The sequence below is a fragment of the Rhodobacter lacus genome, assembly GCF_042683065.1.
In the GTDB taxonomy this organism is placed as follows: Bacteria; Pseudomonadota; Alphaproteobacteria; order Rhodobacterales; family Rhodobacteraceae; genus Rhodobacter; species Rhodobacter lacus.
Genome location: NZ_JBHUIX010000013.1, coordinates 24,820 through 48,623 on the forward strand (window position 1 = coordinate 24,820; position 23,804 = coordinate 48,623).

At 65.2% G+C, this 23,804-nt stretch carries 26 protein-coding genes; 17 read left to right on the plus strand and 9 right to left on the minus strand.

Annotation, left to right across the window (positions count from 1 at the left end):
- Positions 1–5: 5 nt before the first annotated feature.
- Both folP and glmM read left to right on the plus strand, forming a co-directional pair.
- A complete protein-coding gene (gene folP, locus ACFSM0_RS12310) occupies positions 6–1,022 on the plus strand; it encodes a dihydropteroate synthase (protein ID WP_377390775.1) in 1,017 nt (338 codons plus the stop codon).
- Positions 1,019–2,365, plus strand: a complete 1,347-nt coding sequence (glmM, locus tag ACFSM0_RS12315; RefSeq protein WP_377390777.1) for a phosphoglucosamine mutase — start codon at positions 1,019–1,021, stop codon at positions 2,363–2,365. The genes folP and glmM overlap by 4 nt, the downstream gene beginning before the upstream one ends.
- Before the next feature lies 1 nt (position 2,366).
- On the opposite strand, the gene ACFSM0_RS12320 is transcribed toward glmM, so the two are convergent.
- From ACFSM0_RS12320 to ilvC, 3 genes are all read right to left on the minus strand, one after another.
- Positions 2,367–2,735, minus strand: coding sequence for a hypothetical protein (locus ACFSM0_RS12320; protein WP_377390779.1), 369 nt, complete (start codon positions 2,733–2,735; stop codon positions 2,367–2,369).
- 60 nt (positions 2,736–2,795) lie between these two features.
- Positions 2,796–4,082 (minus strand): DUF2254 domain-containing protein, encoded by a 1,287-nt coding sequence (locus ACFSM0_RS12325; RefSeq protein WP_377390781.1) that lies wholly within the window; start codon positions 4,080–4,082, stop codon positions 2,796–2,798.
- Positions 4,083–4,249: 167 nt separating this feature from the next.
- Positions 4,250–5,272 carry a ketol-acid reductoisomerase gene (gene ilvC / locus ACFSM0_RS12330; RefSeq protein WP_377390783.1) on the minus strand — a complete coding sequence of 341 codons (1,023 nt, stop codon included), beginning with the start codon at positions 5,270–5,272 and terminating at the stop codon, positions 4,250–4,252.
- A gap of 125 nt (positions 5,273–5,397) precedes the next feature.
- On the opposite strand from ilvC, the gene ACFSM0_RS12335 reads away from it, so the two are divergent.
- The 6 genes from ACFSM0_RS12335 to ureC all read left to right on the plus strand — a co-directional run bounded on the left by ACFSM0_RS12335 (position 5,398) and on the right by ureC (position 9,593).
- Positions 5,398–5,856, plus strand: a complete 459-nt coding sequence (locus ACFSM0_RS12335) for an Lrp/AsnC family transcriptional regulator (RefSeq protein WP_377390785.1) — start codon at positions 5,398–5,400, stop codon at positions 5,854–5,856.
- Complete coding sequence (locus tag ACFSM0_RS12340; protein WP_377390787.1) at positions 5,853–6,311, plus strand: Lrp/AsnC family transcriptional regulator; 459 nt, start codon at positions 5,853–5,855, stop codon at positions 6,309–6,311. Before ACFSM0_RS12335 ends, ACFSM0_RS12340 begins: the two co-directional genes overlap by 4 nt.
- 136 nt (positions 6,312–6,447) lie before the next feature.
- Positions 6,448–7,260 carry an urease accessory protein UreD gene (locus tag ACFSM0_RS12345; protein WP_377390789.1) on the plus strand — a complete coding sequence of 271 codons (813 nt, stop codon included), beginning with the start codon at positions 6,448–6,450 and terminating at the stop codon, positions 7,258–7,260.
- A gap of 9 nt (positions 7,261–7,269) precedes the next feature.
- Entirely contained in the window at positions 7,270–7,572 is a 303-nt protein-coding gene (locus ACFSM0_RS12350; RefSeq protein ID WP_377390791.1) for an urease subunit gamma, read from the plus strand.
- Positions 7,573–7,581: 9 nt separating this feature from the next.
- Positions 7,582–7,887: an urease subunit beta gene (locus tag ACFSM0_RS12355; protein WP_377390793.1), complete on the plus strand. Its 306-nt coding sequence runs from the start codon at positions 7,582–7,584 to the stop codon at positions 7,885–7,887.
- Positions 7,887–9,593: an urease subunit alpha gene (ureC, locus tag ACFSM0_RS12360; protein ID WP_377390795.1), complete on the plus strand. Its 1,707-nt coding sequence runs from the start codon at positions 7,887–7,889 to the stop codon at positions 9,591–9,593. The genes ACFSM0_RS12355 and ureC overlap by 1 nt, the downstream gene beginning before the upstream one ends.
- A gap of 3 nt (positions 9,594–9,596) precedes the next feature.
- Here ureC and ACFSM0_RS12365 read toward each other — a convergent pair whose 3' ends face one another.
- Positions 9,597–9,911, minus strand: a complete 315-nt coding sequence (locus ACFSM0_RS12365) for a hypothetical protein (protein ID WP_377390797.1) — start codon at positions 9,909–9,911, stop codon at positions 9,597–9,599.
- A gap of 76 nt (positions 9,912–9,987) precedes the next feature.
- On the opposite strand from ACFSM0_RS12365, the gene ACFSM0_RS12370 reads away from it, so the two are divergent.
- The 8 genes from ACFSM0_RS12370 (at position 9,988) to urtE (ending at position 18,035) form a co-directional block, all read left to right on the plus strand.
- On the plus strand, positions 9,988–10,470 hold the full coding sequence (locus ACFSM0_RS12370; RefSeq protein WP_377390799.1) for an urease accessory protein UreE: 483 nt from the start codon (positions 9,988–9,990) through the stop codon (positions 10,468–10,470).
- Complete coding sequence (locus tag ACFSM0_RS12375; RefSeq protein ID WP_377392448.1) at positions 10,457–11,098, plus strand: urease accessory protein UreF; 642 nt, start codon at positions 10,457–10,459, stop codon at positions 11,096–11,098. Before ACFSM0_RS12370 ends, ACFSM0_RS12375 begins: the two co-directional genes overlap by 14 nt.
- Positions 11,095–11,721 carry an urease accessory protein UreG gene (gene ureG, locus ACFSM0_RS12380; protein WP_377390801.1) on the plus strand — a complete coding sequence of 209 codons (627 nt, stop codon included), beginning with the start codon at positions 11,095–11,097 and terminating at the stop codon, positions 11,719–11,721. The genes ACFSM0_RS12375 and ureG overlap by 4 nt, the downstream gene beginning before the upstream one ends.
- Positions 11,722–11,940: 219 nt before the next feature.
- The gene (urtA, locus tag ACFSM0_RS12385; RefSeq protein WP_377390803.1) at positions 11,941–13,233 is read left to right on the plus strand and encodes an urea ABC transporter substrate-binding protein; all 1,293 of its coding nucleotides are present in this window, start codon (positions 11,941–11,943) and stop codon (positions 13,231–13,233) included.
- Positions 13,234–13,294: 61 nt separating this feature from the next.
- Positions 13,295–15,280 carry an urea ABC transporter permease subunit UrtB gene (urtB, locus tag ACFSM0_RS12390; protein WP_377390805.1) on the plus strand — a complete coding sequence of 662 codons (1,986 nt, stop codon included), beginning with the start codon at positions 13,295–13,297 and terminating at the stop codon, positions 15,278–15,280.
- A gap of 94 nt (positions 15,281–15,374) precedes the next feature.
- Positions 15,375–16,601: an ABC transporter permease subunit gene (locus tag ACFSM0_RS12395; protein WP_377390807.1), complete on the plus strand. Its 1,227-nt coding sequence runs from the start codon at positions 15,375–15,377 to the stop codon at positions 16,599–16,601.
- The gene (gene urtD, locus ACFSM0_RS12400) at positions 16,598–17,338 is read left to right on the plus strand and encodes an urea ABC transporter ATP-binding protein UrtD (RefSeq protein ID WP_377390809.1); all 741 of its coding nucleotides are present in this window, start codon (positions 16,598–16,600) and stop codon (positions 17,336–17,338) included. Before ACFSM0_RS12395 ends, urtD begins: the two co-directional genes overlap by 4 nt.
- 1 nt (position 17,339) lies before the next feature.
- Positions 17,340–18,035 (plus strand): urea ABC transporter ATP-binding subunit UrtE, encoded by a 696-nt coding sequence (gene urtE, locus ACFSM0_RS12405; protein ID WP_377390811.1) that lies wholly within the window; start codon positions 17,340–17,342, stop codon positions 18,033–18,035.
- Between the two features lie 181 nt (positions 18,036–18,216).
- Here urtE and ACFSM0_RS12410 read toward each other — a convergent pair whose 3' ends face one another.
- The 4 genes from ACFSM0_RS12410 to ACFSM0_RS12425 all read right to left on the minus strand — a co-directional run bounded on the left by ACFSM0_RS12410 (position 18,217) and on the right by ACFSM0_RS12425 (position 20,880).
- Positions 18,217–19,431 (minus strand): UbiH/UbiF family hydroxylase, encoded by a 1,215-nt coding sequence (locus ACFSM0_RS12410; protein ID WP_377390813.1) that lies wholly within the window; start codon positions 19,429–19,431, stop codon positions 18,217–18,219.
- Positions 19,432–19,496: 65 nt separating this feature from the next.
- A complete protein-coding gene (locus tag ACFSM0_RS12415) occupies positions 19,497–19,676 on the minus strand; it encodes a hypothetical protein (RefSeq protein ID WP_377390815.1) in 180 nt (59 codons plus the stop codon).
- Between the two features lie 203 nt (positions 19,677–19,879).
- A complete protein-coding gene (locus ACFSM0_RS12420; protein ID WP_377390817.1) occupies positions 19,880–20,101 on the minus strand; it encodes a hypothetical protein in 222 nt (73 codons plus the stop codon).
- A gap of 119 nt (positions 20,102–20,220) precedes the next feature.
- On the minus strand, positions 20,221–20,880 hold the full coding sequence (locus tag ACFSM0_RS12425; protein WP_377390819.1) for a pyrimidine 5'-nucleotidase: 660 nt from the start codon (positions 20,878–20,880) through the stop codon (positions 20,221–20,223).
- Between the two features lie 156 nt (positions 20,881–21,036).
- Between ACFSM0_RS12425 and ACFSM0_RS12430 the strand changes: the two genes are divergently transcribed.
- Positions 21,037–21,672, plus strand: a complete 636-nt coding sequence (locus ACFSM0_RS12430) for a GntR family transcriptional regulator (protein ID WP_377390821.1) — start codon at positions 21,037–21,039, stop codon at positions 21,670–21,672.
- A gap of 12 nt (positions 21,673–21,684) precedes the next feature.
- Here the strand turns inward: ACFSM0_RS12430 and ACFSM0_RS12435 are convergent, their stop codons facing one another.
- Entirely contained in the window at positions 21,685–23,562 is a 1,878-nt protein-coding gene (locus ACFSM0_RS12435) for a glycosyltransferase family 2 protein (protein WP_377392451.1), read from the minus strand.
- Positions 23,563–23,804: the final 242 nt, after the last annotated feature.

The following is a 23,804-nucleotide window of genomic DNA, read 5'->3' on the forward strand; positions in this document are numbered from 1 at the left end:
GGTATATGACGCTCTATTATCGCCCCATCGCCCAGACCGATGCCGCCCGCCCTGACGGGGCCTTTGCGCTTGCCGGGGGCTGGTGCTGGTTTGACACGGTCGAAGTGCTCTCGCGCGCCGGATCGCGGGGGCGCATGCCCGCGGCGGACCTGCCTGCAGAGGTTCTTGCCCGCCTGAGCGCGCCGCGCCCCGCGCTTGCGGGTGTTGAGTTCGCGCGCCCGTCGCTCATGGGCATTCTCAACGTCACGCCGGACAGCTTCTCCGATGGCGGGCGCTTCGATGCGCCCGAGGCGGCGCTGGCCCAGGCCCGTGCGCTTTTTGCGGCAGGGGCGGACATGCTCGACATCGGGGGCGAATCCACCCGCCCGGGTGCCGCAGAGGTTTCGGTTGAAGAAGAGATTTCCCGCACCGCTCCGGTGATTGCCGCGCTTGTGGCGCAAGCCTTCCCCGCGCCGATCTCGATTGATACGCGCAAGGCGCCGGTTGCGGCGGCGGCGGTATCGGCGGGAGCGGGGCTCGTCAACGATGTTTCGGCGATGCTCTTTGACCCGACGATGGCCGCCACGGTGGCCCGCACCGATGCCGCGCTTTGCCTGATGCATGCGCAGGGCCGGCCCGAAACGATGCAGGCCGCGCCGCGCTATGACGATGTGCTGCTCGATGTCTATGACCATCTTGAGGAGCGGCTCGCTGCCGCCGAGGCGGCAGGCATCGGGCGCGCCCGCGTTCTGCTTGATCCGGGGATCGGCTTTGGCAAGACGCTTGATCACAATCTGGCGCTGCTGCGGGGGCTGAGCCTGTTTCACGGGCTTGGCTGCCCGCTCCTGCTGGGCGTCTCGCGCAAGCGCTTCATCGGCACCATTGGCGGGGCGGATCAGGCCGATGCCCGCGCGCCGGGCACGCTGGCCGTGACGCTTGCCGGGATTGCCCAGGGGGTGCAGATGCACCGCGTGCACGACGTCGCGGAGATTGCCCAAGGCATCCGCCTTCATGACGCTATAACAAGAGGTTACACAGCATGACCCGGAAGCTTTTTGGCACCGACGGGGTGCGCGGCGAGGCCAATACCGCGCCGATGACGGCAGAGCTCGCGCTGCGCCTTGGCGCCGCTGCCGGGCGCTATTTCCGCCGGGATGGCCGCAACGGGCACCGCGTGGTGATCGGCAAGGACACGCGCCTTTCGGGCTATATGCTGGAAAACGCGCTCACTGCCGGGCTCACCTCGACCGGGATGAACGTGCTGCTTCTCGGCCCCGTGCCCACCCCCGCGGTGGGCTACCTCACCCGCTCGATGCGCGCCGATCTGGGCATCATGATCTCGGCCAGCCACAACCCGGCCAAAGATAACGGCATCAAGTTCTTCGGCCCCGATGGCTTCAAGCTTTCCGATGAGGCCGAAGCCGAGATCGAGGCGATTGTCGCAGGCGAGATCCGGCTCGCGCAGCCGCACAACATTGGCCGCGCCAAGCGCATCGACGACGGGCTTGGCCGCTATGTCGAATATGCCAAAACCACCTTCCCGGCGCGTGACCGGCTCTCGGGGCTCAAGGTGGTGGTGGATTGCGCACATGGCGCCGCCTACAAGGCCGCACCGGAGGTGCTTTGGGAGCTGGGCTGCGAGGTTGTGCCCGTGGGCGTTGCGCCCAATGGACTGAATATCAACGACAATTGTGGCTCGACTCACCCCGGGACCGCCGCTGCGGCGGTGCTGGCGCATGGCGCCGATCTCGGGATTGCGCTCGATGGCGATGCCGATCGGGTGATGATCCTCGATGAGCGGGGCAGGGTGGCGGATGGCGATCAGATCATGGCGCTCCTGGCAGCGCGCTGGGCCGAAGCCGGGCAGCTCCGCGGGGGCGCCTTGGTGGCCACGGTGATGTCAAACCTCGGGCTTGAACGGTTCTTGCAGGGCCGCGGGATCGGGCTTGAGCGCACGGCGGTGGGCGACCGCTATGTGGTGGAGCGGATGCGCGCGGGCGGGTTCAACCTTGGCGGCGAGCAATCGGGCCATATCGTGATGACCGATTATGCCACCACTGGCGACGGGCTGATGGCGGGGCTGCAATTCCTTGCCGCGATGGGGCAAACGGGCCGGCCCGCCTCGGAGCTGGTGGCGCAATTCGAGACCGTGCCGCAGATGTTGAAAAATGTCCGCTATAAAGCTGGCCAAGCGCCTCTTGAGGCCGAAAATGTTCAAAACGTGATTGCGGCGGCAGAGGCGCGCATGGCCGGAAAGGGCCGGATCCTGATCCGCAAATCGGGGACGGAGCCGCTCATCCGGGTGATGGCGGAATGCGAGGACGAGGCCTTGTTGCAAGAAACCGTGGCCGGGATCGTTGCCGCGGTGGAGCGCGAAACCGCGTGACTCAGAGCGTCGCGGCGGTCAGCAGCGCCCCCGCCGCGATCATCACCGTGAGCACATAGCCGGTGACGGCCCAGCCGCCGCGGCCCCCGCGGGTGATCAGCGCGCGCAAGATCAACAGCGCCCAGAGCGCATAAAGCCCCGCGATCAGCTTCAGGAACGGCACCATGAGCGCTGTGGCCTGAGCATAGAGCAGCCCCGAAATCAGCACCACGCCGGGCACGACAAACATCAAAACACCGAACAGGCCGAGCCAGAACGTATCGCCAAAGCCGAGCCTTGCGCCAAGCAGATCGCCGAACCAGCGCGGCATGAAGATCTGCGCGCGCTCCCGCTCCAGCGCGGCAAGTTGCTCCTCGTTCAGTTCGCTCATCGCATCCTCCCGTGTTCGTGCGCGACCCTGCCGCAAAACCGCCGCCCCCGCAAGCGCGGCTCAGGTGCTCTGGTGCCGGGCATCCGCGGCCAGGGCGCGGGCATGGAGCGTGGCGTTCAAGGCCCGCAAAACCTCCATGTCTGGCGCATAGACGAGCGCCGCCTCGGCCAAGGCAAGCGCGCGGTCCGAGAGCGCCCGCGCCTCCGCCCCAAACAGCGCAGGCTCAAGATCGGCAAGCGCGATCAGCATCTTCTGCAGCCTTATCTGAACCTCGATCAGCCCCGCGCCATCGCGGGCGATGGCGGCAAAGGCATCTGTCATCATGTCGGCAAGGCTGAGTTCGGCCACCGAGAGGCTTGGGTAGAGCACCACCGGCTCGGGCCGCACGCGCCAGCGCGAGAGCACCCGGACCTGTCGGCCCAGAATGTCGATGGCGGTGCCGGGGTCGTTCACCGCGGGCGAGAGCGCGCGCGACGCCACCTCGGTGAGCGCCAGAACGCCAAAGCGCGGATCTTGCTCATACGTCCGGGCCTCGGCGACGATGAACCGTGAGGCGATGAATTTTGTGGTGTTTTCGTCGAGCGATATGTCGCTCAGGCAATGCGCGAGCGGGGCCGCCTGATGCAGGAAATGGCCGGGCAGGACGGTGATGGCGATGCGCGTGCCCGCAAGCTTGGCGGCCCCTTCGATCCCTTTCATGTCAATCGTTTGCAGATAACCCGTTGTGGGCGCCCGGATCACCTGACCGGGGTGCCGCGCCTCTGTCGGGGTGAGGCGCTGCCCGCCCAGAAAGGGCGTTGCGAGCCGGTCTGCCAAGGCGGTATCCGCCGCCGCCTCAAGCCGGGTGAGCGTGTCGCCGAGCCGCCCGAAATCGGCCAGATGCCCGATCCAGCGCACCAGCTGCACCACCACAGCGGCAACCACGGCGAGCGTCACGACAAACAGCACAAGCCGCCCGGAGGCATCATAGATGCCGCTTTGCAACCCGATCAGCCCGGCCAGTGCAAAGATGAACACCCCCATGAACGTGGCAAGCACCGAGCGGGAGACATCATCCTCCTGCATCAGCTTGATCGCGCGCGGCGTGGCCGAGCCCGCCGCCGAGGCAAAGGCCGAAAGCATGATCGACAGTGAGAAGGTGGTGACGGTGAGCATCGAGGAGGCGAGGATCTGGAGCAGCGTGCCCACGGACTCGGCACCGATCTTCAACCCCAGCTCCGCCGGAACGAAGGGTTTTGCCAAAACCGCGCCGCCCGCCGTGGCAAGCCCGAGCGCCGCAAAGGCCGCGATCGGCACCCAGATCTGGCGTCCGATCTGGCGCAGGTTCCATTTCCAGACAGAGCTCATGCCTTCCCCGTTCATGGCCGCAGGTGCAGCCTTCAAGATGGCGCGTTCGCGCCGCAAGAAAAGGGGGGGCATCGCTGGCCCCGGGCGGGTCCATCCGCCGGGGCCTCATCGGAGGGGTGAACGGGGGCGAGCCGAAACCCGCCCCCGCTCCTTTCAGGAGGACATAATCAGTTGCGGGTCTTGTCGACCATCTTGCCCTTGGCAATCCACGGCATCATCGCGCGCAGCGTCGCCCCGACCTGTTCGATCTGGTGGGCGTCGTTGTTGCGGCGGGTCGCCTTGAACGAGGGCTGGCCGACGGCGCATTCTTGCATCCAGTCGCGGACGAACTTGCCGTTCTGGATGTCGGTCAGCACGGCTTTCATGCGGGCCTTGGTTTCGTCGTAGGGCAGAACACGCGGCCCCGAGACATATTCGCCATATTCGGCGGTGTTCGAGATCGAGTAGTTCATCGTCGCGATGCCGCCTTCATAGATCAGGTCGACAATCAGCTTCACTTCGTGGAGGCACTCGAAATAGGCCATTTCCGGCTCGTAACCGGCTTCCACGAGGGTTTCAAAGCCCATGCGGATCAGTTCGACAAGGCCACCGCAGAGCACGGCTTGTTCGCCGAAGAGGTCGGTTTCACATTCTTGGCGGAAGGTGGTCTCGATGATGCCCGAGCGGCCGCCGCCGATCGCGGAGCAGTAGGACAGCGCGATATCCATCGCCTTGCCGGTGGCATCGGTGTCGACCGCAACGAGGCAGGGCACGCCGCCGCCTTTGACATATTCGCTGCGCACGGTGTGGCCCGGGCCTTTCGGCGCCATCATGATCACGTCCACGCCCGGCTTCGGCTCGATCAGGCCAAAATGCACATTGAGGCCGTGCGCAAAAGCGATCACCGCGCCTTCGCGCAGGTTGTCGTGGATGTATTTCTTGTAGGTTTCCGCCTGAAGTTCGTCGGGCATGGTGAACATGATCAGATCACACCAGGCCGCGGCTTCGGCGATCCCCATCACGGTCAGGCCTTCGGCTTCACATTTTTTCGCCGAGGCGGAGCCTTCGCGCAGCGCGACGACAACGTTTTTCGCGCCCGAATCGCGCAGGTTCAGCGCATGCGCGTGGCCTTGGCTGCCGTAGCCGAGGATGGCGACTTTCTTGTCTTTGATCAGATTCACATCGCAATCGCGATCATAATAAACGCGCATGGCGTCCCTCCACTGTTTGATGCCTGCATCCTACGCTTTTTGCAAAAAGTATCCGTTCAGGATTTGAAGAATTTTGCGCTATGCGGTAATGATCATGCACGAAAGTTATGTAATACGGAAAAATCATGCAGGTGGATGATCTGGATCGCCGCATCCTGCGGCAGATGCTGGCCACGCCGGGGGCCTCGCGTGCAGAGCTTGCCGAGCGGGCCGGAGTGACCGCGGCAAGCCTCTGGCGGCGCATCGAGCGGATGCGCGAGGCGGGCGTGATCCGCGGCGAGGAGGCGGTGATCGACTGGCGCGCTTTGGGCTGGGCGGTCGAGGTGAGCCTGCGTTTCTCGCTCGAAAAGGCGCATCCCCGCGCCTTTGACGAATTTCTCGAAGCGGCGCGGACGGTGCCGGAGGTGATCGAGATTCAGACCTTTCTGGGGCTGACCGATGTGCGCCTCAACGTGATCGCGCGGGACATGGCGCATTATCAGGAGATCTACCGCGCCCGCATCCTGACGCTGCCGCATATTGCCGAGGTGGATGCGCTGATGCTGATCTCGACGCTGAAAGACAGCGAGGCTCTGCCGCTATGATTGCGCTTGATGATACCGACCGGGCAATTTTGCACGCGCTTGCCGTCGATGCAACGCTGGGGGCGGGGGCGCTGGGGCGGCGCTTCGGGCTCTCGCAGCCTGCGGCCTGGCGTCGGGTGAAGCGGCTGGAGGAGGCCGGGGTGATCGCGGGCCGGCGCCTGCTGCTTGACGAGCGGGCTCTGGGCTTTGGCGTCACCGTGTTTCTTGGCGTCAAGCTCGCAATCAAGGGGCGGATTTCGTTCGAAGATTTCGAGCGCGCGGTGCAGGCGATCCCGGAGGTGCAGGTGGTTCAGCACGTTCTCGGGCGGTTCGATTATCGGCTCAAGGTCGTGGCGCGCGATATCTCTGATTTCGAACGCGTGCTGCGGCGGCGGATCATGACCTTGCCGGGCGTCGGGCAGATCGAGGCGAATGTGATGTTGAGCGAGGAGCGGCGGCCCGGGCCACTTGGCTGATTCACTTCGGCCCGCTTTGTGTGCGTTGCGGCGCAATTTTGTGCAAAATTCGGGGGCAGCCGAGCCCCGGCCCCCCTTCTTGGCGCCGCCGCATGGACGCTTGGCGCAAATCTGCTCAGATCGGGGCGAGGTTACAATGTTCGATACCGCGCGCCCCCTTCGTCCTCAGCGCAGCCATGGTCTTGCGGCCGTGCGCTTTGAGGCTGCGCGCCTGAAAGGCCTGCGTCAGCAAGGTTCGGCCAAGGCGCTTCTTCCGCATGTGCGCGATGTGCCGGAGGTGGTCTTTCTCAACACCTCGGGCGGGCTCACATCGGGCGATACGCTCTGCTATCGCCTCGATCTCGAGGGGGGCACCCGGGCCGTGGCGACCACGCAAGCGGCAGAGCGCGCCTATCGTGCCGAGGGCGAGGCGGCCCAGGTGGCCGTGACGCATGCGCTTGGCGCGGGCGCCTGGCTCGACTGGCTGCCGCAGGAAACGATCTTGTTTGATCGCTCGAACCTTGCCCGCGAGACCACGATCCGGCTTGCGCCGGATGCGGGCTGCCTGATGCTCGAAGCGGTGATCCTGGGCCGTCTGGCGATGGGCGAGGTGGTAAACAACTTGCACTTTTCCGACATTCGGCGGATTGAACGTGCCGGAAAAGTGGTGTTTTTTGAGCCGCTCTTGCTCAATTCCGACATCATTGCAAAGGGCCCGCGCTCTGCGTTGCTCGGGCGCGCGCGTGCCTTTGCAACGCTTGTTTTATGCGCATCGGGCGCCGAAGATGCGGTTGGCGCGGTGCGCGCGGCGCTCACCGAACCCGGCGTCGAGGCGGCGGCCTCGGGCTTTGATGGCAAATGCGTGGTGCGGCTTCTGGCCGAAGATGGCTGGCCGCTGCGCAAACAGATTTTGAAACTGATGCACGTGCTGCGCCGGGGCGCCCCGCCGCCGCGCGTCTGGCAAACCTGAGGAAAAGCGATGAACCTGACACCGCGCGAAAAGGAAAAGCTGCTCGTCAGCCTTGCCGCCATGGTGGCGCGCAACCGGCTGGCGCGGGGGGTGAAGCTCAACCACCCCGAAGCGATTGCGATCATTTCGGATTTCGTGGTTGAGGGCGCCCGTGAGGGCCGCTCGGTCGCGGATCTGATGGAGGCGGGCGCCTCGGTCCTCACGCGCGAGCAGTGCATGGAGGGCATCCCCGAGATGATCCATTCGATTCAGGTCGAGGCGACCTTCCCCGACGGCACCAAGCTCGTCACCGTTCACCACCCGATCCGCTGAGGTAACGCCATGATTCCCGGAGAAATCTTTCCCGCAGAAGGCGATCTCACCCTCAACGAAGGCGCCGAGGCGATCACGCTGATGGTGGCCAATACCGGCGACCGCCCGGTGCAGGTGGGCTCGCACTACCACTTTGCCGAAACAAACCCCGGCCTGAGCTTCGACCGCGCCGCGGCCCGCGGCTACCGCCTTGATATTGCAGCGGGAACGGCGGTGCGCTTTGAGCCCGGCCAGTCGCGCGAGGTGCGCCTTGTGCCGTTTGGCGGCAACCGCCGTGTGTTCGGCTTCAACGCCAAAGTGATGGGAGACCTCTGATGCCCGCTCTGATTTCGCGCGCGACCTATGCCGACATGTTCGGCCCCACCACCGGCGACAAGCTCCGTCTTGCCGATACCGACCTCATCATCGAGGTTGAAAAAGACCTCACAACCTACGGGGAAGAGGTGAAATTTGGCGGCGGCAAGGTGATCCGCGACGGCATGGGGCAAAGCCAGATCCCGCGGTCGGGCGGGGCGATGGATACTGTCATCACCAATGCGCTGATCCTCGATTACACCGGCATCTACAAGGCCGATGTGGGCTTGCGCGACGGGCGGATTGCCGGGATCGGCAAGGCGGGCAACCCCGACACCCAGCCCGGTGTGACGCTGATCATCGGGCCGGGCACGGAAATCATTGCCGGAGAAGGGAAAATTCTGACGGCTGGCGGGATGGATGCGCATATCCACTTTATCTGCCCGCAACAGATCGAAGATGCGCTCGCCTCGGGCGTGACCTGCATGCTTGGCGGTGGCACCGGCCCCGCGCATGGCACGCTCGCCACCACCTGCACGCCGGGGCCGTGGCACATCGCGCGCATGCTGCAAAGCTTCGAGGCCTTCCCGATGAACCTCGCCCTTGCGGGCAAGGGCAATGCGAGCCTGCCCGAAGGGCTGGTCGAACAGGTCAAAGCGGGCGCTTGTGCACTGAAATTGCACGAGGATTGGGGCACCACCCCGGCTGCGATCGACTGCTGTCTGAGCGTGGCCGATGATATGGATGTGCAGGTGATGATCCACACCGACACGCTCAATGAATCGGGTTTTGTGGAAAACACGCTCGCCGCCTTCAAGGGCCGCACGATCCATGCCTTCCACACCGAAGGGGCCGGGGGCGGGCACGCGCCCGACATCCTGAAAGTTGTGTCTTCCCAGAATGTTATCCCGTCTTCGACGAACCCGACCCGGCCATATACCAAGAACACGGTCGAAGAGCACCTCGACATGCTGATGGTGTGTCACCACCTCGACAACAAGGTGCCCGAGGATGTCGCCTTTGCCGAGAGCCGGATCCGCAAGGAGACGATCGCGGCAGAGGATATTTTGCACGACATGGGGGCGATGGCGATCATTTCGTCTGACAGCCAAGCCATGGGACGCGTCGGGGAGGTGATCATCCGCTGCTGGCAAACCGCTGATAAAATGAAAAAACAGCGCGGGCGGCTCGCCGATGAGACGGGCGCAAACGACAACATGCGGGTGCGCCGCTATGTGGCGAAATACACGATCAACCCGGCGATCGCGCATGGCATGGCCGAGCATATCGGCTCGGTCGAAGTGGGCAAACGCGCCGATCTGGTGCTCTGGCACCCGGCGTTTTTTGGCGCCAAGCCGGAGATGGTGCTGATGGGGGGGGCGATTGTGGCCGCGCAGATGGGCGACCCGAACGGCTCGATCCCGGCGCAGCCGTTTTACACGCGCCCGATGTTCGGGGCCTTTGGCAAGGCGCGCTCGGCGACCTGCGCGACCTTCATTTCACAGGCCGCCGAGACCGAGGGGCTTGGCGCGCGCCTTGGGCTCGAAAAGCAACTTCTGGCCGTGAAGGGCACGCGCACCATCGGCAAGGCGGATATGAAGCTCAACACCACAACGCCAAAAATTGACGTGCATCCAGAGACTTACGAGGTGCGAGCCGATGGAGAGCTGCTCAGTTGCGAACCGGCAGAAAGCCTACCGCTGGCGCAGCGCTACTTCCTCTACTGAGCCTCAATGGCCGCTGAAGCGGGCCTGAAGCGGCGCCGGCGCTTGCAACCGGCGCGGCTGCGGGCGCGGCATTCCGGGCGCGGTGCCGGTGATCTTCTCGCGGCTGTAGGCCGGGTCGAGAAGGATCTCGGCGGGCAGGAGGCGCGGGTCGAACACGCGCTCGCGCTTGCTCACGAGGGGCGTCGTTTGCATGCGGGTGACCTGCGGCAGCGCCGCGGCGCGCAGCACCGCCTCGGCGAGTTCGGCCTCGCGGACGCGCAGTCGGGCGATTTCGGCGCGGATCTGGGTGAGTTCTTCGGCGGCGGTTTGCGGCTGCATCTGGGGCTCCCGTTCTGGGTGGGTTGGCTCATGCTGCCCGTTCATGTTTAAGAAAACTCTAAAGACGGAGAAAATCATGGCGCTGATGCGACGGGCGACACGGGTTCGGGCAGCGGGAAGCTGGTCGGGGGCGGCGGATCATGTGGCGCTTGATTACGAGGGGCGGTTTTTGCGGCGCAAGCGGCTGGTGGCCGCCTCGGGCGCGGATTTCCTCGTCGATCTGGAGGAGGTGACAAACCTCACCGGCGGCGAGGCTTTCGCGCTGGAGGATGGCAGCCTGATCGAGGTGCGCCCTGCGCTTGAGCCGGTGCTGGTGATCACCGGAGATCTCACCCGCCTTGCCTGGCATATCGGCAACCGCCACACGCCTTGCCAGATCGAGCCTGCGCGGCTGGTGATCCGCGACGATCACGTGCTCGAGGCGATGCTGAAAGGGCTTGGCGCGCGCGTCGAGAAGCGGATGGAGCCGTTCCGCCCCGAGAGCGGCGCTTACGGCATGGGGCGCACGATGGGGCATGAGCATGGCCACAGCCACGGCGCCTTCCATGCCCACGGCTGAGCTTGCGCTTCTGAGCCTTGTGCAATGGCTCTCGCCCGCCTTTCCCACGGGGGCCTTTGCCTATAGCCACGGGCTGGAGATGGCCGTGGCGGCAGCTGAGGTGACCTCGGAGCAGGCGCTTTCAGACTGGCTCGCCGATATTCTCGAGCATGGCACGGGCTGGAATGATGCGGTGCTCTTGGCCTGCGCTTTGCGGGGCGAAGATCTTGAAGACTTGTGTGATCTGGCGCGCGCGCTTGCGGGCACGGCAGAGCGTCTGAAAGAGACCGAAGAGCAGGGCGCGGCTTTTGCACGGGCACGGGCCGAGATGACCAGCACTGTCACAAAGCCGCTGCCGCTGCCGCTTGCGCTGGCCGAAGCGGCGCGCGGACTGGGGCTGCCGCCCGAACAGGTGATTGCCCTTTTTCAACATTCCTTCGCCTCAAACCTCGTTTCTGCCGGGGTCAGATTTATCCCTTTGGGACAATCTGCCGGCCAACGGGTTCTGGCTGCGCTGCACCCGCTTATTGCACAAATCGCACAAAGGGCCGCCACCGCGACCCGCGCCGATCTGGCGCAATCCGCCGTCCGCGCCGATCTGCACTCGGCGGCCCATGAAACGCTCGATGTGAGGATCTTCAAGACATGACCCATGGACCTTTGCGTGTCGGTATCGGCGGCCCGGTCGGTGCGGGCAAGACCACGCTGACCGAACAGCTCTGCCGGGCTCTGGCGCACCGGCTCTCGATGGCGGTGGTGACGAATGATATTTACACCCGCGAGGATGCCGAGGCGCTGATGCGCGCGCAGGTGTTGCCCGCCACCCGCATTCGCGGGGTTGAAACGGGCGGCTGTCCGCATACGGCGATCCGCGAAGATGCCTCGATCAACCTTGCCGCCATTGCCGAGCTGACGAAAGAGATCCCCGATCTCGATCTCGTGCTGATCGAGTCGGGCGGAGACAACCTTGCCGCCACCTTCAGCCCGGAACTGGCCGATCTGACGATCTATGTGATCGACACGGCCGCCGGGCAGGATATTCCGCGCAAGCGCGGCCCCGGCCTCGCCCGGTCCGACCTGCTTGTGGTCAACAAGACCGATCTTGCGCCCTATGTTGGCGTGGACCCCGTGCGTCTGGAAGCCGATACAAAAGTGGCGCGCGGAGCGCGGCCCTATGTGATGGCAGAGCTGAAAAACGGCATCGGCCTCGATCAGGTGGTCGCTTTCTTGCTGCAAGAGGGCGGGCTTGAGCTTGCACCGATTCCCGGTTGAGCGGGCCATCGCGTCGGGCCTGAAGTGTTGACGGTGCCCGGTTCTTGCGCAGGAACCGGGCATTTGCCTTTTTGCTGAACAAATTCTCTCCCTGCAAACGTTCAAACCTGCGTGCCCCTTGCTGCGACAAACCCCCCCGGCTCTTCTGCTCACGCGGGTGTGACCCGCCAGAAATCAACACCGCGGCGCCCGTTCCGAGGCGCGAAACGGAGGAATGCAATGACAGGGATTGGGAAACTGCTTTCGGGGGCCGCGCTCGGGCTCGCGCTCACCGCCGGCATGGCGATGGCCGAGGGCGATACGATCAAGGTGGGCGTCCTGCATTCGCTCTCCGGCACGATGGCGATTTCGGAAACCACGCTGAAGGACACCGTTCTGATGCTGATCGACGAGCAGAACAAAAAGGGCGGCGTGCTCGGCAAGCAGCTTGAGGCGGTTGTGGTCGACCCGGCTTCGGACTGGCCGCTTTTTGCGGAAAAGGCCCGTGAGCTGATCTCGGTCGATGATGTCGATGTGATCTTCGGCTGCTGGACTTCGGTGAGCCGCAAATCGGTGCTGCCGGTGATTGAGGAGCTGAACGGGCTTTTGTTCTACCCGGTGCAATACGAGGGCGAAGAAAGCTCCTATAACGTGTTCTACACCGGCGCCGCGCCGAACCAGCAGGCGATCCCGGCGGTGGATTATTTCCTCGACGAGCTTGGGGTGCAGAAATTCGCGCTGCTCGGCACGGACTATGTCTACCCGCGCACGACCAACAACATCCTTGAGGCCTATCTGCAATCGAAGGGCATCGCAAAGGAAGACATTTTCGTCAACTACACCCCGTTCGGCCATAGCGACTGGTCGAAGATCGTGGCGGATGTGAAGGCGCTCGGCGCAGACGGCAAGAAAGTCGGCGTGATCTCGACGATCAACGGCGATGCCAACATCGGCTTTTACAAGGAGCTCGCCGCCTCCGGCATCACCGCCGAAGACATCCCCGTGGTGGCGTTCTCGGTGGGCGAGGAAGAACTTTCGGGCCTTGGCGAGGGCGATCTGAAAAACCTCGTCGGCCAGCTTGCGGCCTGGAACTATTTTGAGAGCGCCGAGAGCCCGGCGAACGAAGAGTTCATCAAGGCGTGGCAAGCGCGGATGGGCGAGAACAAGGTGACGAACGACCCGATGGAAGCCACCTATATCGGCTTCAACATGTGGGTGAACGCGGTTGAGCAGGCGGGCTCCACTGAGACGGATGCCGTGGAAGCGGCGATGATTGGCCAGGAATTCCCGAACCTTACCGGCACCACCGCGACGATGCTGCCCAACCACCACCTGACCAAGCCGGTGCTGATCGGCGAGATCAAGGAAGACGGCCAGTTCGACATCATCTCGCAAACCGATCCGGTGCCGGGCGACGCCTGGACCGATTACCTGCCCGAGTCGGCGGTGCTCGAGTCGGATTGGAAAGATCTCCATTGCGGCATGTACAACACCGAAACCAAGACCTGCGTGCAGCTGAAATCGAACTACTGAGCCGATTTCCAACCCTACCGGAGGGGGCCCTGCGGCCCCCTCCCTCCAGTCGGGATCTCCCATGCGACGCTTGCTTCTGGCGCTGGCCGCCAGCCTTGCCCTGAGCGCGCCTTTAAGCGCGCAGGATGCCCCCTCAGAGCTCTCTCCCGTTGCCGCCGAGGCGCCCGCAAGCGGGCTGGCCGCGGTGATTGCGGAGCACAAGGCCGATATTGCCAAACCCTCGCGCCAGAGCATTGCCCCGGTGATCGCCGCGCTTGGCAAGGCCGGGCCGGGCGCCCCGGATTTTCTGGAAGCCTGGGCCGACAAGGCGCTCGGCAGCCGCAAATCCGATGGCGCGATCTTCCGGGTGAAAAAGGCGGGCGCGGGCTACGCGCTCTTTGATCCGGTCACCGGTGCCGAGGCCGGTGAGGCGCCGCGCGCCGAGATCTCCGAGATCAAGCCCAATGCCGGGGTGCGCGGGCTGATCGCTGCCGCGCTGATCCGGTTCCAGCTCTCCGATCCCGATATCGCCAAACGTCAGGCCGCGCTGACGGCACTGTCCCGCGACGGCGGGCCGCAACATCTCGAGCCGCTCGCCGCCGCGATTGCGGACGAGCCCGACCCCGCAATCCGCGCCCAGAAAGAGCGGATGCTCGGCCTTCTGACGATCCGCTTTGGCACCGATCCCGCCGCCCGCGTGGCCGCAATCGAGGGCTTCGGCGCCGATCTGGGACTCGATTTCCGCGCTGCGCTGAACCCGCTTCTCGCCACCACGCGCCAGGCGTTTGACGCCGCCCCCGCGGGCAATGTGGCTGCGGAGCTCGCCCCCGGCAAGGCGGGCTTCACGGCAGAGGCGGCCTATGACCTCCTTGTGGCAGAGGGCCGCGCGCCCGCGCGCCTCACCCGCGCCGATCTGCGCGCGGCGCTGGAGGCGCATATCGAAAACGGGGCGGTCGCAGGCATTCCGCTCGCAGATCTCGACACGCCCGCCCGCCGCGACGCCGCCTATACCGCGCTCGAAAGCGCGGGCGCCGTCCCCGCCGCGGCCACCGATGACGAGGTTGCGCAAAGTGTCGCCGCGCATCGCTATGCCGATATCTATGCCGAGCCGGATGCCGCCGTCACCACCGCCGCCGCCGCGGCGCTGAAATCGGTCTCGCTCAAGGTCGATGCCATGCAGGGCGCCGATCTCGCGCTTGATGCGCTCTCGCTTGCCTCGATCTATTTTCTGGCCGCCATCGGCCTTGCCGTCACCTTCGGGGTGATGCGGGTGATCAACATGGCGCATGGCGAGTTCATCACCATGGGCGCCTACACCGGCTATGTGGTGCAGCAGCATATATCCGACTACACGATCTCGATCCTCGTCGCACTGCCGCTCGCCTTCGCGGTCACTTTTGCCGCCGGGGTGGCGATGGAGCGGCTCGTTATCCGCCATCTGCTGCGCCGCCCGCTCGAAACGCTGCTCGCCACCTTCGGGATCTCGATTGCGCTGCAACAGCTCTTCAAGAACATCTTCGGCACCCAGGCCCGCCCGCTCACCGCGCCCGAATGGCTCGATGGCGCCTGGGTGCTCAACGACATCGTCGGCATCAGCTATATCCGCATCGCGATCTTCGTGCTGGCGCTCGTCTTCCTCGGCCTCTTCCTCTTTGTGATGAACCGCACGCGGCTCGGGCTCGAGGTGCGGGCGGTGACGCAAAACCCCTCGATGGCGGCCTCGATGGGCATCAACCCGGACCGCATCAACATGCTTACCTTCGGGCTTGGCTCGGGCATCGCGGGCATTGCGGGGGTTGCGATCGGGCTTTTCGCCAAGGTCACCTCCGAACTCGGCGCCGATTACATCGTGCAGAGCTTCATGACGGTGGTGGTCGGCGGGGTTGGCAATATCTGGGGCACGCTCGCGGGCGCCGCGCTCGTCGGCGGCTTGCAAAAGGGGATCGAGGCCCTCAACCCCTCGAACACGCTCGCCGCCCAGACCTATATGATCCTCTTCATCATCGTTTTCATCCAGTTCCGGCCGCGCGGCATCATCGCGCTCAAGGGCCGCGCCGCGGGAGATTGATCATGCAAACATCCCGTTCGCTTTCATCTTGCTCCAAATATCCCGCGGGGGTCCGGGGGCGCGAAGCCCCCGGCGCCCGGCCGGAGGCCCGCGCATGACCCAAGGCTTTTTCTCCCGCAACCCCTCGGTGCTGATCTTCCTTCTCGCGCTGTCAATCTTCACGCTTGTGGTGACGGTGCTCTCCAACGCCTACGGGCTCGACCTCGTCTCGACCTCGATGGTGAAGACGCTCGGCAAAACACTCTGCCTGTGCCTCATCGCCCTCGCGATGGATCTCGTCTGGGGCTATATGGGCATCCTCTCGCTCGGCCATTTCGCCTTTTTCGGGCTCGGCGGCTACATGGTCGGCATGTGGCTGATGTATGCGCGCACCCGCGACATCGTGCTCTCTTCCGCCGCGGGACTGCCGATGACGCCGCAAGAGCTGAACGACGCCATCGCGACACAGATCTTTGGCGTTGTCGGCACCTCTGAAATGCCTGCCGTCTGGGCCTTTGCCGGTTCCTTGCCCGCCCAGCTCGGGCTCGTGCTCATCGTGCCGGGGCTGCTCGCCCTCGTGTTCGGCTGGCTGGCCTTTCGCGCCCGCGTCACCGGGGTCTATCTCTCGATCCTGACCCAGGCGATGACGCTCGCGCTTGCGCTTTATCTGTTCCAGAACGACTCGGGCCTGCGCGGCAACAACGGGCTGTCAGGGCTGCAAAACATTCCGGGCCTTGCCTGGGCCGGGCAGGACCGGCTCTCGGTCTGGTTCCTCTGGGCCTCGGCGCTTGCACTCGGGCTTGGCTATCTCGCCGCGACCTTCATCGTTTCGGGCAAGTTCGGCTCGGTGATGCGCGCGATCCGCGATGACGAGGCGCGGGTGCGGTTTCTCGGCTACCCGGTCGAGGGCTACAAGCTTTTCGTCTTCACCCTCACCGCGCTGATCGCCGCCATCGCGGGCGCGCTCTATTACCCGCAGGCGGGCATCATCAACCCCGCCGAGATCGCGCCCATCGCCTCGATCTACCTTGCCGTCTGGGTGGCGATCGGGGGGCGGGGGCGGCTTTGGGGCGCGGTGCTCGGGGCCGCCTTTGTCTCGCTCGTCTCGACCTGGTTCACCGGGGGGCGCGCGCCCGATCTCAACCTTGGCGTTTACATCGTCAAATGGGTCGATTGGTGGCAGGTGCTTTTGGGCCTCTCCTTCGTGCTTGTCACGCTCTTCGCGCCGAAGGGGCTTTCGGGCCTTGTCGATCTGCTCACGGGGCTGCGCGCGCCTGCACGCCGCGGCGCGCCGCTCGGGCCGAATGAGGGCGCGCTTCAGGAACGGGAGGCACAGGAATGAGCGGGCTGCTCGAAGTGTCCGGGATCTCCGTCACCTTTGACGGCTTTCGCGCGATCAACAACCTCTCCTTCTCGATTGGCGCGGCAGAGCTGCGCGCGGTGATCGGGCCGAATGGCGCGGGCAAGACCACCTTCATGGATATCGTCACCGGCAAGACCCGGCCTGACGAGGGCCGGGTGCTCTGGGGCGAGCGCTCGATTGATCTGTTGCGGCTCGATGAGGCGCAGATCGCGCGGGCGGGCGTGGGGCGCAAGTTTCAGCGCCCCACCGTGTTCGAAGATCAGACCGTGGCGGAAAACCTGATGATGGCGCTGAAAGCGCACCGCAGCCCGTGGCGGGTGCTGCTCTGGAAGCCCGCCGCCGCGGATCATGCGCGCGTTGAGGCCCTGGCGGTGCAGGTGGGGCTCGGCGACAGCCTCTCGCGCAAGTCGGGGGAATTGTCGCACGGGCAGAAACAATGGCTCGAAATCGGCATGCTTCTGGCGCAGGAGCCGCGGCTTTTGCTGGTGGATGAGCCTGCCGCGGGCATGACGCTGGCCGAGCGCGAGCAAACCACGACGCTGCTTGTGGAGCTTGCCAGAACCCATGCCGTTGTCGTGGTCGAACATGACATGGATTTTGTGCGCCGGCTCAACTGCAAGGTCACCGTGCTGCATGAGGGCTCTGTGCTGGCCGAGGGCTCGCTCGACCATGTCACGGCAAACAAACAGGTCATCGAAGTTTATCTGGGGCGATGAAATGCTGAAAACAGAGGGGCTTACGCTCCATTACGGCGGCTCGCAGATCCTTTATGGCATCGACCTCGAGGCGCGGGCCGGAGAAGTCACCTGTATCATGGGCACGAATGGCGTGGGCAAGACCTCGCTTCTCAAGGCCATTGCCGGGGCGCATCCGCGCTCGGGCGGCCGCCTCACGCTTGATGGCGAAGCGGTGGGGCGGGTCGCGCCGCAGGCGATGGCCCGGCGCGGCCTTGGCTATGTGCCGCAGGGGCGGATGATCTTCCCGCTTCTGACCGTGCGCGAAAATATGGAAACCGCCTTTGCGGTGCTGCCGCGCTCGGAGCGGTTCATCCCCGACGAGATCTATGACTTGTTTCCGATCCTGAAGGACTTTCTCAACCGGCGCGGCGGCGATCTCTCGGGGGGCCAGCAACAGCAACTTGCCATTGCCCGCGCGATGCTGATGAAGCCGAAGCTTCTGTTGCTTGATGAGCCAACCGAAGGGATTCAGCCCAACATCATCCAGCAGATCGGGCGGGTGATCAAATATCTGCGCGACACCAAGGGGATGGCAATCGTTCTGGTGGAGCAATATTTCGATTTCGCGCATGATCTGGGGGATCGGTTCTATGTGCTCAAGCGCGGCGCGGTGGCAATGGAGGGGACGAAAGAGAGCCTCTCGCGCGAGGCGTTGCGCGACGTGGTGAGCGTGTAGGGGGGCGCTGCCCCCCGTCCGCAAGCGGACTCCCCCCGGGATATTTGCACAAAGTCGAAGGCCAGAACCGCTTTGCCTTCGACTTTGTAAAAATATCCCGGGGGGTGAATTTTGGCGAAGCCAAAAGAGGGGGGCAGCGCCCCCCTTCCTTGTCGGCCTGAAGAGATGACAGATCTGTGCCTCAGCGCAGGCCGAGCCCGGCCTTCATCAGCGTCTTGCGCACCGGCTTGAAGGCGTAAAGCGCGCCGAGCGCGCTTGCGCGCAGATCGCGCAGCGGGCGCGGTTCGAGCATCGAGGCGCGATTGAGAAGGTCAATGCCGATCTCGCGCGCCTTCACCTCGGGCCAGCGCCGCCGCGTATAGGTGGCGAGCATCGCCGCTTCGCCCAGATGGGCGGGGTCGGCCTCGGCCAGATCGAGCAGGCAGCGCAGATCGGCGAGGCTCATGTTCAGCCCCTGCGCACCGATCGGCGGGATCACATGCGCGGCCTCGGCCAGCAGCGCCACCCGCGCGCCCGAGAAGGTGCAGGCGATCTGCGTCATCATCGGCCAGAGCGCGCGGCGGGTGACGAGGGTGAGCGGGCCGAGCACGCCGGTCGAGCGCTCGGTCATCGCCGCCTCGAATTCTGGCGTGGGGAGGGCGGCGAGCCGTTCCGCCTCTGGCCCCCGCTCCATCCAGACGATCGCGGAGGAGGGCACCCCGTCGCGGTCGGGGAGCGGCACCAGCGTGAACGGGCCGCCCGAGCGGTGGATCTCGGTTGACACATTCTCATGCGGGCGCGGATGGGTGACCGCGCAGACGAGCGCCTTTTGCCCGTAATGCGTTGTTTTTACGCCGATCCCGGCGGCCTCGCGGATAAAGGAGTTGCGCCCGTCTGCGCCGATCACGAGCTTGGCCGAGATCCGCGCGCCGTCCGAGAGCCGCACCTCTGCGCCGCTTTCATTCGTCACCAGCCCGACCGTCGCCACACCGGGGCGGAAGTCGACGAGCGGCAGTTCAGCGAGGCGTGCCACCATTTCGCGGCGCAAAAGCCAGTTCGGGAAGTTCCAGCCGAAGGGCTCCTCCGAGAGATCGGCGGCGTCGAAATCCCGCACGAGGCGCGCCTTTGGCGTTTCGCCGCCCGCGTCGATGATGCGCATGATCTGGAGCGCGGCGGCATGGGGCGCAAGCCGGCCCCAGAGCCCGGCGCGTTCCAGCACGGCGCGCGAGGGGTGCAGGAAGGCGGTGGTGCGCATATCCGCGCCCGCCGCGCCTTCCTCCGTCACCGGGGGGGCGGGGTCGACACAGACCGTGGTGAACCCCGCCGCGCCAAAGGCGGCCGCGGCAACAAGCCCCGCGACGCCACCGCCGGAAATCAGGACATCGGTTTGCTGCCGCGGCGCGGTTGTTTCATGCATGGCACTCTCCCTGAGCTTTGCCCAAAGATGGCGTGCCGGGGCGCCATGTCAATCGCTTGCGGGCGTCAGGAGATCGACATCACCACCATCAGCGCCAGCATGAAGAAGGTGAGCCCGACAAACCAGATCGTCATCATGCCGATGCCGCCGAGCAGGAAGCCCGCGACCGCGCCGCCGACGATGATCAGCGCGACCAGATACATGAAAAGCGTGCCTTTGACCGAAGATGTTTGTGTAGCGCTCATCTGAAATCCCCCCCTGCGGCGCAGGTATTTGTGGATGCACAATATATGAATAAGTGACTCAGATGCGGCGATTTGACCATGTCGCAGATCGTCGCGGATCACGGGCGCGTCGTGAGGCGAAGGTCGGGAGCCGTCAAAACGGAAGCCCCAAACGAAAAGGCCCGGGCAGGAGCCCGGGCCTTTTTTCAGCGCCAAACGGCGTCTCAGCCGCCCGCGGTCATCACAACGAGAAGCGCCAGCATGAACCAGGTTGCGCCGACGCCACAGAGGATCAGCCCGCCAAGGCCCATCGTCACAACGGCGGTTGCCACGATCCCGATCACCACGGCGAGGATCAGATACATGGCGAGGGTGTAATCTTTCTTTTCGTCATGCCCATGCGAGGCGGACGAAATCATGCCGGTGTTGGCGGTGGTCATGGTCATGGCGATTCTCCCGTGGGTGTCTCCCTGACACCGGGGCTTTGCATACAGTGGCATGCGACAAAATGAAACAGTTATTTGCCAATCTGGTATAGGGACTTTGAAGATCCGGGGAGGGGGGCTCAGCCGTGCCGCGGCGCGCGAAGCGCGCGCAAAAACTGCGGCAGATCGGCGGTATGATGCTCGATATGCGGCGCGGGCGCAGGGCGCGGTGCAACAAGGACTGTGCGCATGCCCAGCCCGTGCGGCACCGCGAGATTGCGCGGATCATCCTCGAACATCGCGGCCCGATCCGGGGTCAGGCCCGCTTTGGCAAAGACCGTGGAAAACGCCTCTGGGTGCGGTTTGGGATGATATTCCGCATGCTCGACACCGAACACCCCGTCAAACAGGCCCGAGAGGCCGCGGGCCGCCAGCACCTGCTCGGCATAGGGGGCCGAGCCATTGGTGAAAACGATCTTTTGCCCCGGCAGGTCGGCGATGGCGGCGCGCAGTTCCGGGTCGGGGCTGAGCACGCCAAAGTCGATATCGTGCACCTCGGCCAGATAGGGGCCGGGGGCGAGGCCATGTTCGTGCATCAGCCCGGCCAGAGTGGTGCCGTAAAGCCGCCAGTAATGGTCGCGCAGGTGATTGGCTTCCGCCTCGCCCACATCGAGCACGCGCGCGACATAATCAGTCATGCGCCGTTCGATCTGGTCAAACAGCCGCGCGCTGGGCGGGTAAAGCGTGTTGTCGAGGTCGAACACCCAGTGCGCGACATGGGAAAAGGCAGTGTGCGGCATGGCGCGAAGCTAATCGTGCAAGGCAGGGCGCGCAAGCGGGGGATTTTGCGCCTGTGGCGGCTTGTCACGGGGACTTGCAGCGCCTAAGTTGGCGGCGCCCGGTTTGCGCATACCGCGGCATACAATGCAGATGCAGCACGAAAGGCCGGAAGCGCGATGCAGAAGGACGCTTATACGCTGATCCTCGAAGCGATCGACGCGGGGCTTTATCGGCCCGGCGACCGGTTGGTGGAATCGGAACTGGCGGAACGTTTCGGCGTCTCGCGCACGCCGGTGCGCGAGGCGATGCAGCGGCTTGAGACGCAGGCGATGCTGGCGCGCGACGGGCGCAGCCTGATTGTCGCCTCGCTCGATCACAACCAGCTTGCCGAGCTTTACGTGGTGCGGGCCGAGCTGGAGGCGCTTGCCGCCCGGCTTGCCGCCAAACATGCGGCGCCAGAGGAAATTCGGGTGTTGCAGGAGATGATCGACATTGATCGCACCCAGCAGGATGACCCGCTGGTGCTTTCGCGTGCAAACAAGCGCTTTCACCGTCAGTTGCATCTGGCCTCGCACAACCGCTACCTCGTGCAGCAGCTTGACCTTGTGCATCGCTCGATGGCGCTTTTGGCAACCACCTCGCTTGCCGCGGAGGGGCGGGGCGCGCGTGCGCTCGATGAGCATCAGGCGATCGTCGATGCGATCCGCGCGGGTGATGAGGAGGGCGCGGCGCTCGCCTTGCGCAGCCATATCTCGCAAGCGTTTGAAACCCGGCTCAAGCTTGATGCGGAGACCCGCGGCGAGCAGCCCTGAGGCGCGGCGGGGTCAATCAATCTGCGGCGCGAGCGCGATGCGCACCGGATCAGGCAGAGGTTTTTTGGCGGCGGCAATGGCCGCGACCCGTTCTGAGCGCCCTGCGGGCTGGTGGCGCGGCGCAGTGTCAAACACGCCATGGGCGGTCTTGTCCCAATAAAACGGCTTCACGATCACCTCATAAATCGCCTTCCAGCCCGCAACAGCGCTCAGCGGAAAATAGGCATGCAGGCTCGGCACCCACGGGATCAGGTGGCGATGCGCCGCCCCCCGCACCGCCCAGGCCCCAACGGCGATATTGACCAGTTCCGTCATCACGAAGCTGACCAGCAACAGCGTTTCGAGCCGGGGCGAGAGGATCGCGGCGACCGGGTGCCACAGGCCGAACAGGATTGCCCAGCAACTCCACAGGAGCGGCGCGAGCAGAAATTGGGAGAGCGTGCCCAGGATCACCACCTGCACGCCGAAAAAGCGCCAGGCGCCAAGCTCGCGCCAGAGCTTGCGCGGGTCGCGCATATGAACGGCCCATGTCATCGCATAGCCCTTGAGCCAGCGTGAGCGTTGCCGCACCCAGGGCAGCGGGCGGCAGTTCGCTTCCTCCTCGGTCACGGTCGGGATCAAAACCGTGCGATAGCCAAACCGCGCGAGCCGCAGCCCCAGATCGGCATCTTCGGTGACGTTGTGGGCATCCCACCCGCCAAGCTTTTCGAGCACGTCGCGCCGGAAGAAGAGCGTGGTTCCGCCCAGCGGCACAACAAGGCCAAGCCGCGCCAGCCCCGGCAGAACGGCGCGAAACCAGACCGCATATTCAATGGTGAAACAGCGCGCGAGCCAGTTGGTGCGCGGGTTGTAATAATCCAGAATGCCCTGCAGGCAGGCCACGTCGGGCGGGCTTTCGGCAAAATGGCGCGCCACCACATGCAGTTGATCGGGCTCCGGGCGGTCCTCCGCATCATAAACCCCCACGATCGCGCCGCGGCAGAAGCTGAGCGCATAGTTGAGCGCGCGCGGCTTGGTGCGGATCGGCCCATCGGGCACGGTCACTACGCGCATCCAGCGCGGCAGGGCCGCGGAGGCGAGCGCGGCGCGGGTGGTGGTGTCAACCTCTTCGACAACAAGGAGAATATCGAGCAATTCACGCGGGTAATGGAGCCGTTCGAGCCGTGCGACGAGCCGCGCGGCAATGTCGCGTTCCCGAAACAGCGGCACGAGGATCGAGATCATCGGCAAGTCCGCGCGCGGCCCGCGCCGTGGCGCCAAAAGCGCGCGGCGCTGGGCCAGATATTCCGCGCTGGCGGCGGCGATCTTCAGCCCCATGGTGGCGAAGAGCGTTGCCAGCGCCCAGCCAAACAGGAGCGCAAAGATGGGGATCGGCGCGAGCGCGATGCCGAGCCCCAGCGCGGCAAGCGTGCCAAGCGCGAGCCGGGCGGCGCGCAGCTCATTGCGCGAGCGGCAGCTTTGTGCCGGGTCAACGCGGATCTCGGCGCGCCGGATCAGCGCGGTCTGGCGCCGGGAGAGGAGCGCGGTGTGAATGTCTGCCTCCGGGGCGAGCACCATCCGGCAGGGCCCGAGCCCGGGCGGGAACTGCGCGCGGGCGCGGGCGAAATCTTCCGGGCGCGCGGTGGCGATCAAAGTCAGCGCGCCGACCCGGCGCCAGGGCACAAACCCGCCGGTCAGGCAGGCTTCGGGGCCGATCAGGTCGATCAGCCGCGGATCGGGGGGCGCGGCGATCAGATCGACCACGGCCGCCCCCCATTGCCGTGAAAGCGCGGCCATCAGGTTCGCCTCGCTCACCCAGCCATGCGTGAGCAGGATATCCCCCAGCCGCACCTGCTGGCGCGAGCGCAACGTGACAGCCTTGAGCAGATCGCCCGGCGCCACCGCCCCCATTTCGAGCAAGATCTGACCAAGCGGTTTGCGGCCCGGCTGCGGGCGCGGGCGCGGCGGTGCGCTTGCCGGGGCAGGGGGGGGGCAGCGGTCGCGGCGGGGCGGCTTCCTCGGCGAGGAGGGGCTTGGCGAGCTTTGCCGCCACCGCGCGGCGTGCCGCGGCGCCAAAATCGGCGTGGATCACCTTGCGCTCTGCCGCGTCCCGCATCCTGACCTCGTCACCAAACACTCGATACGCGGTCAGG